This is a genomic window from Paenibacillus phytohabitans (genome assembly GCF_013141775.1).
GTDB classification, from domain to species: domain Bacteria; phylum Bacillota; class Bacilli; order Paenibacillales; family Paenibacillaceae; genus Paenibacillus_AQ; species Paenibacillus_AQ phytohabitans.
Map to the genome: position 1 here is coordinate 1 of NZ_WHOB01000085.1, position 9,443 is coordinate 9,443.

Annotated in this window: 5 protein-coding genes and 1 pseudogene; 2 read left to right on the forward strand and 4 right to left on the reverse strand. The window is 50.3% G+C overall.

The features are described from left to right. Positions 1-627: 627 nt before the first annotated feature. Together GC101_RS36335 and GC101_RS36340 are read right to left on the reverse strand one after the other, a co-directional pair. Entirely contained in the window at positions 628-1,293 is a 666-nt protein-coding gene (locus GC101_RS36335; RefSeq protein ID WP_246354546.1) for a vWA domain-containing protein, read from the reverse strand. Positions 1,294-1,530: 237 nt separating this feature from the next. Then, a pseudogene (locus GC101_RS36340) lies at positions 1,531-2,052 on the reverse strand (TerD family protein); the annotation flags it as partial. A gap of 142 nt (positions 2,053-2,194) precedes the next feature. On the opposite strand from GC101_RS36340, the gene GC101_RS27675 reads away from it, so the two are divergent. After that, positions 2,195-3,592 carry a TerD family protein gene (locus tag GC101_RS27675; RefSeq protein WP_171719956.1) on the forward strand — a complete coding sequence of 466 codons (1,398 nt, stop codon included), beginning with the start codon at positions 2,195-2,197 and terminating at the stop codon, positions 3,590-3,592. A gap of 91 nt (positions 3,593-3,683) precedes the next feature. Here the strand turns inward: GC101_RS27675 and GC101_RS27680 are convergent, their stop codons facing one another. Both GC101_RS27680 and GC101_RS27685 read right to left on the reverse strand, forming a co-directional pair. Beyond that, on the reverse strand, positions 3,684-4,640 hold the full coding sequence (locus GC101_RS27680) for a 3'-5' exoribonuclease YhaM family protein (RefSeq protein WP_171719957.1): 957 nt from the start codon (positions 4,638-4,640) through the stop codon (positions 3,684-3,686). Between the two features lie 204 nt (positions 4,641-4,844). Next, the gene (locus GC101_RS27685; protein ID WP_171719958.1) at positions 4,845-7,118 is read right to left on the reverse strand and encodes an FMN-binding protein; all 2,274 of its coding nucleotides are present in this window, start codon (positions 7,116-7,118) and stop codon (positions 4,845-4,847) included. A 487-nt stretch (positions 7,119-7,605) separates the two neighbouring features. Between GC101_RS27685 and hemH the strand changes: the two genes are divergently transcribed. Next, positions 7,606-8,667: a ferrochelatase gene (gene hemH, locus GC101_RS27690; RefSeq protein ID WP_171719959.1), complete on the forward strand. Its 1,062-nt coding sequence runs from the start codon at positions 7,606-7,608 to the stop codon at positions 8,665-8,667. Positions 8,668-9,443: the final 776 nt, after the last annotated feature.

Here is a 9,443-nt window from a genome sequence, read left to right on the forward strand (position 1 = left end):
TGAGCTGACAGGCGGCTGAGCTGACAGGCAGACTTTTAATTTGAGCAAGAGCCTATAGCTCCGCCCAGTCCGGGGGTTGGTTTATTTTAGCTGCTAATATTTAACCGCTGATAGTAGTGGAGTCCGGGGATTATGGTGGGGATCAAATTATGATGCAAGTCCGCTAATTATGATGGAAATCCGGGATATTTAAAAAATCCTGCACAAAATACAACATTTTCCTCATAATCTCGGCCCTAATCCAAAATTGTTGTATAAAATACAGCATTTCTCCTCCTCTAAGCCGCATAGCGGGAAGATTGTTGTATTTCATACAACAATCTTCCCAAACGCCCACCTATCTGCGAGATAAAGTTGTAAAAAGTACAACAATATTGCCTATGCAGTGTGAAGATCATATTGGTGAGCACTATAGTGGTAAATACGGCTAAAATAAACGCTATCCAGCGTGAGCGCCATACGGGTGAATAGCTATGAATAAACGCTACCCAGTGTGAGCGCTATTGTGGTGAATACGGCTAGAATAAACGCCATCCACTGTGAGCGCCATACAGGTGAATACGGCTTATAGCTAAACAGTATACTGTGTAAACGCCATACAGGCGTACGCCATACTCGTGTTCGCTGCTAGAGAATCCGATTCTCCTTCGCCGCCTTCAGCCACTGCGGGAATTCATTCAACAGCTGATCATAGAGCTGCTCGTCGTTCACTTCTTCTATGCGGTCCAGATGGATGAAGTTTGCGTTATCCACCAGCCTTCCGCCCATCGTGTCGAGCTGCTTCAGTACCTCGAAATCAGAATCACCGATCCCGACAAACTGCCAGAAGATCGGCAGCGCGGAAGCTGCCATAATTACTTTTTTAGTTGGCTTCACTACGCCCCCGTCATTAATAAAAATAATGAAAACCGGAGTTGTATCCTTCTCCTCGCGGGTGTATTTCTGAATCACATCCTCCATCACCGGCGGCTCATTGTTGCGTCCGAACTTATGGATTGAATCGTTGTTCATAATATGATTGAAGACATAGCTCCCGAGATCCCGTTCCGTTACCGGCGGCAGCCTGCTGAATTCCGTATCATACACCCACACATCCAGCGAACCGTTGTCATCCAATTGGCAGGCTACGGCCAGAATACGTTCCACTACTTCCTGCACGACACCGCTGGAATAGAGGTTTCTCATGGAGCCTGTGATGTCCAGCACAATTCCCACTCTGGCTTTTACATCGGTCAGCTGTTTTTTGACCAGGGTGAACCCGACAATTTTCTTGCGCAAGTCTATGGATGACAGGACGTTGACAACGGCGGCCGGTGCAGTCTGCGGAAGGATGGTCTCCGACTTTTCTACATTCTCTACATTCCCTACTTTCTCTACTTCCTCCACTTTCTCCGCCTTCTCTACTTTATCCACCTCCCCCTCCGCAGCCTCCAATACCTTCTCGATCTTCTCCGTCTTCTCCACTAGTTCGGCTGTCGCTGCCGCTTCGTTGCCTGCCTCCGGTTCAACCTCAAGCCCATAGCTCTTGCAGAGCGCAGCCAATCCTCCGTTAAAACCGCTGCCGACCGCGCTGAATTTCCACTCTCCCTGATGACGGTATAGCTCCCCGGCCACCACTGCTGTCTCGTCGGACAGATCCGTTCCATAATCGAACCGGTATAATTCCTCACCGTTCTTGCGGTCCATTAGTGACAGCTGCAGTCCGGACAGCTCCTTCATCCGCAGATTCTGCTGCTCCCCCTCGTAGATCGTCAATGTCACCGCAATCCGGGCATAATGCTCCGGAATTCCGGATAATGAAATCAAGAGGCGCTCCTCGTTCTCCCCCTCTGTCGTATGACTTACCGTCCCATCCCTTGATACCGGATTACCGTAAAATATAAAATCCTCGTCCCGTTCACACCGGTTCTGCCCCGACAACAAAAAGACTGCTGCATCCACACTGATTCCGGCATGCTCCGTATTCCAGCGCAACCGGATGGTTAGATCACGGACGCCCTTTCCCTTGGTGATATCTACTTTTTGGCCTTTTAACAGCTGCAAGTCTCTCATCTCCCCGTTATAGCAGCATATTCCAGCAGTTCATAGATAAGGAATACCATATCCGCCGCGTTTTGTACATTCTACTGGATTGTAATTCTCTCTGCGCTCCTTTAATATGAACCTTATACATGATAGATAAGGGGCTTTACCTATGGATTTTACAGCAATAGACTTTGAAACGGCCAACTCCAGCCGCTCCAGCGCTTGCGCATTGGGGCTTGTTCAGGTTAGGGATGGTGTGGTCACAGCGGAATATGACTGGCTGATTGACCCGCGGCAGCGGTTCGACGGGATGAATATCGCGATACACGGAATTACGCCCTCGATGGTTAAAGGCAAACCGACCTTCGCAGAGCTGTGGCCCACGATTGAACCGCTGCTGCAAGGCGAGATTGTGATTGCGCATAATGCCTCCTTCGACATGAGCGTTCTGCGTTATTGTCTGGATGACTCGTCCCTGAGCTACCCGGATTTCAAATATATGTGCACCTACCTGCTGGGCAAAAAAATGCTCCAGGAGTTGCCCTCCCATAAACTCAATGTAGTCTCGGAGCATTTCGGCATCCGTCTGAAGCACCATGATGCGCTGGATGACGCCAGAGCTTCGGCACTCATTCTATTGAAATTAATGGAGCAGTGGCAGCAGTTTGATCCTCTGCTGTTAGCGGACAGCCAGGGCTACAAGGCCGGCACGATGTATGCGGGCGGATATACTGCCTTCAAGGCATCCCCCAAGAAAGCCGCTAAGAAACCGGCTGCCCCAAAGGCTGCTGCTGCAAAGACGGAAATTCCCGTAAGCCCGGCTGTACCGGATCGCGGAGCTCCCCTCGTACCCACTCAGCGTCTGACTTCTTCTGCAAGTCTCCCGGCTGCAACGCCGCCTGCCCCTGAAGTTCAACCTTTACCCGAGCTGGTGAGAGGCCAGCGGGTGGATATCGGCGACAAGCTCAGTGCTTCGAGAATTCTCGTGTCTGTGGAGTGGGATCCAACGCTTTCCGCTATGGAGCCGGACACCTCTGCTTTCCTGCTCCGGGAGACAGGACGCTGCGGACAGGATCAGGATTTTGTCTTCTACGGAAACATGGAAGACCCCAGCCGTTCTGTATTCTACTCGAAGCCTGCTCCAAACGCGGGACATCTGCATCTTCAACTGGCGAAGCTGCCTGCGTCCATTACGCGGATCGCTTTGACCTTCACACTCTATGGGGAGGCTTCCGGCCAGAACCCGGGCCAGATCAATAACGCCTCCGCTTCACTAATTGATTCCCAGACGGGAAACAGGCTGGCCGCTTTTCCCTTTGGCCAGGGCTTAAGCCTTGAGACGGCAGTAGTCATTGGCGAGTTCTACCGGCACAAGGACAAATGGAGATTTGTTGCCATTGGAGAGGGATTCCCGGGCGGACTCCGTGCCCTGTGTAATCAATATGGTCTTGAGGTGGAAGCTCCTGAAGCTGCGGCTGAGTCTGCAGCTGAATCAGCCGCAACAATAGAAACAGCAGAAATAGTACGAACAGCCGGCAGGATTCCTCCGTCTGCCCGCAAATCATAGAATTCATGCTCCTTATGGCATGAACAAACACCCCCAAGCCGCAATCGTGGCTTGGGGGTGTTGTTATTCACTTATGCGTTACAGCATAGCCTCAGATTTTCATCCGGTAAACCGCCTTATTCTCCAGTCCCCTGATGAACGGTGTCCATTCTTCCGTCTCGGGAGTAGTATCCAGCGCATCCTCCACCATCTGCAGCTTGGCATCCATGGCATCGATATGATGCAAGGCGACCGCTTCCGCTGTCTGGGGCTGAACCGGACTTCCCCATTCCCCCAGATTATGATGCGATAGGACCAGATGCTGCAGCGCCAATACCTTCTCCGATTCCAGACCAATGCCGGTGCGGATAGCCGCTTCCGTAATCCAGCTCGACGCCATCGAAATATGCCCGATCAGCTTGCCCTGCACACTATAATCCGACACAATACCGAATTGCGAGATCATTTCTTCCGGTTTGGCAATATCGTGGAGGATAATTCCCGCTCTCATAAGATCAGGATTCAGGAACGGGCGCTGCTTGCACAGGAAATCCCCGATCTCCAGCATCCGCACCATATGATAAGCCAGTCCGGCGAAATAAGCATGATGATGTGTTTTGGCCGCCGGATAGTGCATTAGCTTCTCTTCAACCTTGCCTACACAGAAGGATACGATCGATGCGACCTCCTGGTCGGTTATACTGGCCATTGCATTCTTAATCGTGTGGATCAGATCCACAGGACGCACAGGGGCTGAACGGATGAACTCGGTAAGCGACACGCCATCGGACTCGTCCGCCAGTCTGATTTTGGTTATTTTAACCTGCAGCTTCTCCCGGTAAGTATGGGCAATCCCGCGGACCTTCACCAGGGCCATCGGGAAAAAAGTTTCTTTATCCGTTACACTTACATCCCAATATTTAGCCGACAGCTGGCCGCTGGAATCACCAAGTACAATATCAAAATAATCCTTTGGAGGAGTACCGTTTGTCTGTTTGAGCACCAGTTCCCTAAGCAGATAGAAGCCGGTGAATTCATCCTGTGGGGATAGCTGTTTAATTAATGTCATGAGGAGCCTCCTATTACTTACAGGCTTTGAACCTGCGGTGTATATTAAAGTTTAGACATTCACATCCGAAATCCCTTTAAATTACTATACGATATCCATTCTTAATTATGTCCATCCCCCCTACAGCCCGTTCGTGTAAAAATAAAAAAGGGATGCCCCCAACCATTTGCATGGTCAGGGACGCCCCTTTGTGGTTAGATTTAATTATTTGCCAGCTGCTTCAAGTGCTGCTTTGATAGCTTCAATAGCTTTGGCAGAGATTGCTTTCTGAGCATCATTCGTTCCGAATGCTGCAGCACGGTATCCGTACTTGTGCAGCCCTTTGCCGTTAGAAGTATTCTCGATTTCGTATTTCACGAGCAATTCGTCATCCGTCAGGTTGTATCTTACTTTACCTTTATCATCAAGGTAGTAAACAACCATAGTTACTGGAACTTTGAACTTAGTAGTAACCATTACATTTACGGATTTATCTGCACTAGCACCGATGAAGATCCCGTCGAAGTATGCAGCCTTTTCGGTTTCAACAACTTCAGCTTTACCGTAAGCTCTGTCAACGGCAGCTTTAAGTGCATTGCTGCTGCTGGTAGCGCCGGATACAGCATCAACCTGTGCTACGCCTTCTCTTGTACCTGCAGCCAGGAAGTTAGCTGTCAGCACCGGAATTGCTTTTTGAACTTCAGCGTAAGCAGCTTTACCCAGATCTACCATGTTCATTCCTACACGGGAAAGAGCAACATTTACGATCTTGCCGTTACGCAGGGTAACGTCAGCTTTGTTTGTACCCTTGTCATACGCGTCACCGTAAGCGGTGAACGTGCCGTCTTTATAAGTGCCTTGTACTTTGGAAGCATTGGTCAGGGCATCAGTCAGGGCTGCCTTTGCTGCAGCAGATACAGCTTCCTGGCCAGCGATATCAGCAGTGTCCACGCCGTTTGCAAGCAATCCGGCAGTCAATTTTTCTACAGCAGATTTCTGATCAGCGGTAAGCTTGTCGTTAGCAATGATTTTGCCGTCTGTGCCGAACAGGCTCATTGTAATACCAGTAACTTGATCAGCATCAACATCTACCAGCAGAAGAACTTTAGACTGGTTATCTACGCCGGCAAATTTACCGTCGAAGTATTTACCTTCTGGCGAAACCTTCAGAGCCTTCTCGAAAGCTCTTTCTACTGCCTGGTTCCAGCCGTGGCTGCTCTCAGTAGCGCCGGAAATTCCGTCTACCTTCTCATCATAATTAGCAATATAAGAACCGTTCGCAAGCAATTTAGCAGTCATAGGAGCATTAGCTTTCACTACTTCAGCATAAGCAGTTGCGCCTCTGTCAATCAGGTTAGTACCAAGTCTGAACAATTTCACATCAACCAGCTTGCCGTTGCGGATTACAACATCAGCTCTCTCAACGCCTACGCTTCTTGCTGTACCGTAGGAAGAGTAGAATCCGTCCACATAAGCGGAAGTGTTGTTGATGCTTGCATTTTGTTCAGCATCCCAGAATGCGTTGATGGCAGCTTTGGATTCAGCTTCGAAGCCGGCTACAGGCTTAGCCGCAGAACCATTGGCCAACAGTACTGGTGTAATTGCTGCAATCGCTGCCGTTTGTTCAGCAGTATAAGTCTTCTCATCTGCGAAATCTCCAGTTGCAGTCAGCGGATACAGTTTAGCTGCAGTCAGCTTGTTCGCATCATAGCTTGCGAATACAGCATACTTGGCTTCAGGGTCTACACCCATGTGGTCGCCGGCGAAATAAGTAGCATCAGCCGGTTTATCCTGCAGCGATCTTTCGAACGCTCTGTCAACCGACAATTTCCAGCCGTTGCTGGAGCGGGTTGCGCCGGATACAGCGTCAACAGCTGCTGCGCCGTCTCTGGTTTTGCCGATCAGTCTGTCTTTCATCAGACCGTATGCCACCCATACGCCGCTGTAATTATCACGGGCGTTGCGGTCGATAATTTTCGGGCTGGTTCTCAGCAGCTCGATGTCGGCAATTTTGCCGTCTTTGATTGTAACTTTCGCGCCTTCAGTACCTTTGGAGTAAGCATCGCCATAGGCTACATAGACTCCGTCTTGATACACGGCTTCTTTAACAGTAACCGGTGCTGCTGTTGCAACAGGCTTAGCTGTAGCAGCTGGCTTAACTGTTGCTGCTGGTTTAGCAGAGGCTTTGGCGGACGCTGCAGGTGCAGCGGTTGCTGCCGGTTTAGCAGTTGCTTTAGGTGTTGCTGCAGGCTTTGCAGTTGCTTTAGGTGTTGCTGCCGGTTTAGCAGTAGCCTTAGGTGTTGCTGCAGGCTTTGCAGTCGGTTTAGGAGCTGGTTTGGCAGTCGGTTTAGGAGCTGGTTTAGCAGTAGCTGCCGGAGCTTCTTCCGAAGCTGCTGAAACCGCATCCACCTTCAGGTTCAAGGCCGGTGCGTTAATCGTGTAGGCGATTGGCGCGAGCAGCAAGGCTGCGCTTACAGTCAAAGCAATTAGTTTTTTCAAATGCGTATTCTCCTTTATTATATCCCCAGTAGTATGTAGCTCTTGTAAACCGTTTTTCCCGTTCATTCCATTCCTTCTTACAAAGAGTGCCCTGACTCTTCATAAGAGGTCATCCCCCCTTTCCCGTTCCTGCGCGACCCATCCCGTGTGCAAAAAAGATGCATCCATTTATACAATCTTTTAAAAGGTGAAACAATTCACATAAAAAGGTGAATAAATTCACATAAGATGATTTCAGGCTGCTATCGGTAATTTCTGGCTTGATGGTATCAAAATTGATACACTTTTCTCTGTATATAAAATCACACACCCTATAAGAAACATCACTATTTCGCAATTAACTTCAAAACTACAATTCTCCTAACTCTCAAATTCTCCCATTTACACCGTCATATGATAATAATGTGATTCAACACATTGTAACTCTGCCTCTATATGTGATATTTTTAAACGATGTCATGTTCATGGAAAGGAGCCGCTGCTGCTCATGAATCAGCCTCCCGTAGGAGTTATTCTTGCTCAGATCGGAACACCTGACGCCCCAAGCGCCAAGGCGGTTCGTCCATATCTTAAGCGCTTTTTGTCTGACCGCAGAATCATTGATTATCATCCGCTGCTCTGGCAGCCTCTGCTGCGCGGCATCATCCTTCGCACCCGGCCGCGCCGGTCTGCGAAGCTGTATCAGGAGATCTGGATGAAGGAAGGTTCCCCGCTGCTCGTCCACTCCAGGGCTCAGCAGACTGCGCTGCAGTCCCTGCTTGGCAGCCGCTACCAGGTGGAATTAGGTCTTGCCTATAGCGAGCCAAGCATGCAGCAAGCCTTCCGCAAGCTGGAGGCTGCAGGTATTACACGGATCATTGTACTCCCGCTGTTCCCGCAGTATTCCTCGACCACAACTGCGTCGGTCTATGAAGCTGCAAGCTACGCCGCACTGGGACGGCATAGCCGCTCAGGGCAGGTCTCCAAGCGTTTCGTGCCGGCTCTTCGCTTCATCGAAGCCTATCATGATGCGCCGGACTATATCTCGGCGATGAAGTCGCTGCTGCTCCGGAAGCTTGGCGAGCTGAACGAAGAACCGGATTACTATATTCTGTCCTTCCATGGAATACCCCGCCGTTATGCGGAGACCGGAGACCCGTATCCTCAGCAATGCCATGAGACCGGCCGCCTGCTTGCAGAGGCTATGAATTGGGCACCGGAACGCTGGCAGATTTCCTTCCAATCCCGCTTCGGACCCGAGAAATGGGTCGGCCCTTCTACTGCCGATACGCTCAAAGAGCTCAGCGGACGCGGGATCCGGAGGCCTATGATTTTCTCCCCGGGGCTTGTAACCGACTGCCTCGAAACGCTGCATGAGCTGGCTGTAGAAGGCCGGGAGCTGTTCGCTTCAGGCGGTGGAACAGCTGAGAATTTTACTGTCGCCCCCTGCTTGAATGACCATCCGGAATGGATAGACTTCCTCGCCCGGATGGTGAACCGCACAGCGTTAGGCTGGCTCCCAGCTGCAGAAGCTACGGAATCGTCCACTCCGGAGACGTTCATTACCTAAGCGGAAGCGGCTATGCCGTCCTTTGAGGGACGGCTTCCGTTCCAGCGGGAAATATAAGGATAAAGTATGGCGTAAACATATACTTCCTTCTATATTTAGAGAAAAACACCCTAACGGGTGTATCAAGCCGGGGTTTATGCGGCCTGTGCAAGTTTATACGGCCTGAGCAGCTTATGCAGATTAAAAGCCGCTTCGCATTGCTCCATTCAGACTACCTCTTAAGCAGCATACAGCGGAATCAGGGGCACTTTTGCTCCTCATTTCCTCCTTTTGGGCAGCATCCGGTGGAATCAGGGGCACTTTTGCTCCTCATTTCTTCCTTTGGGCAGCATCCGGCGGAATCAGGGGCACTTTTGCTCCTCATTTCCTCCTTTGGGCAGCATCCGGTGGAATCAGGGGCACTTTTGCTCCTCATTTCCTCCTTTGGGCAGCATCCGGTGGATTCAGGGGCACTTTTGCTCCTCATTTCCTCCTTTGGGCAGCATCCAGTGGAATCAGGGGCACTTTTGCTCCTCATTTCTTCCTTTGGGCAGAGAGACGGATGAATTAGAGGGATTTATCCCTTTAATTTCACCCTACCGCCCACTTTCGGCGGAATTAGAGGGATTTATCCCTTTAAGTTTCCCCCTACCGCCCACTTTCGGCGGAATTAGAGGGATTTATCCCTTTAATTTCACCCTACCGCCCACTTTAGGCTTGATCAGAGGGATTTATCCCTTTAATTTCACCCTACCGCCAGTACACTTGCACCAAACCTGACATGAGTAGATATGGAA

Coding starts and splice junctions, on each gene's coding strand:
- GC101_RS27675 (WP_171719956.1), top strand. CDS start 2,195: ATGGATTTTACAGCAATAGACTTTGAAACGGCCAACTCCAGCCGCTCC.
- hemH (WP_171719959.1), top strand. CDS start 7,606: ATGAATCAGCCTCCCGTAGGAGTTATTCTTGCTCAGATCGGAACACCT.
- GC101_RS27680 (WP_171719957.1), bottom strand. CDS start 4,640: ATGACATTAATTAAACAGCTATCCCCACAGGATGAATTCACCGGCTTC.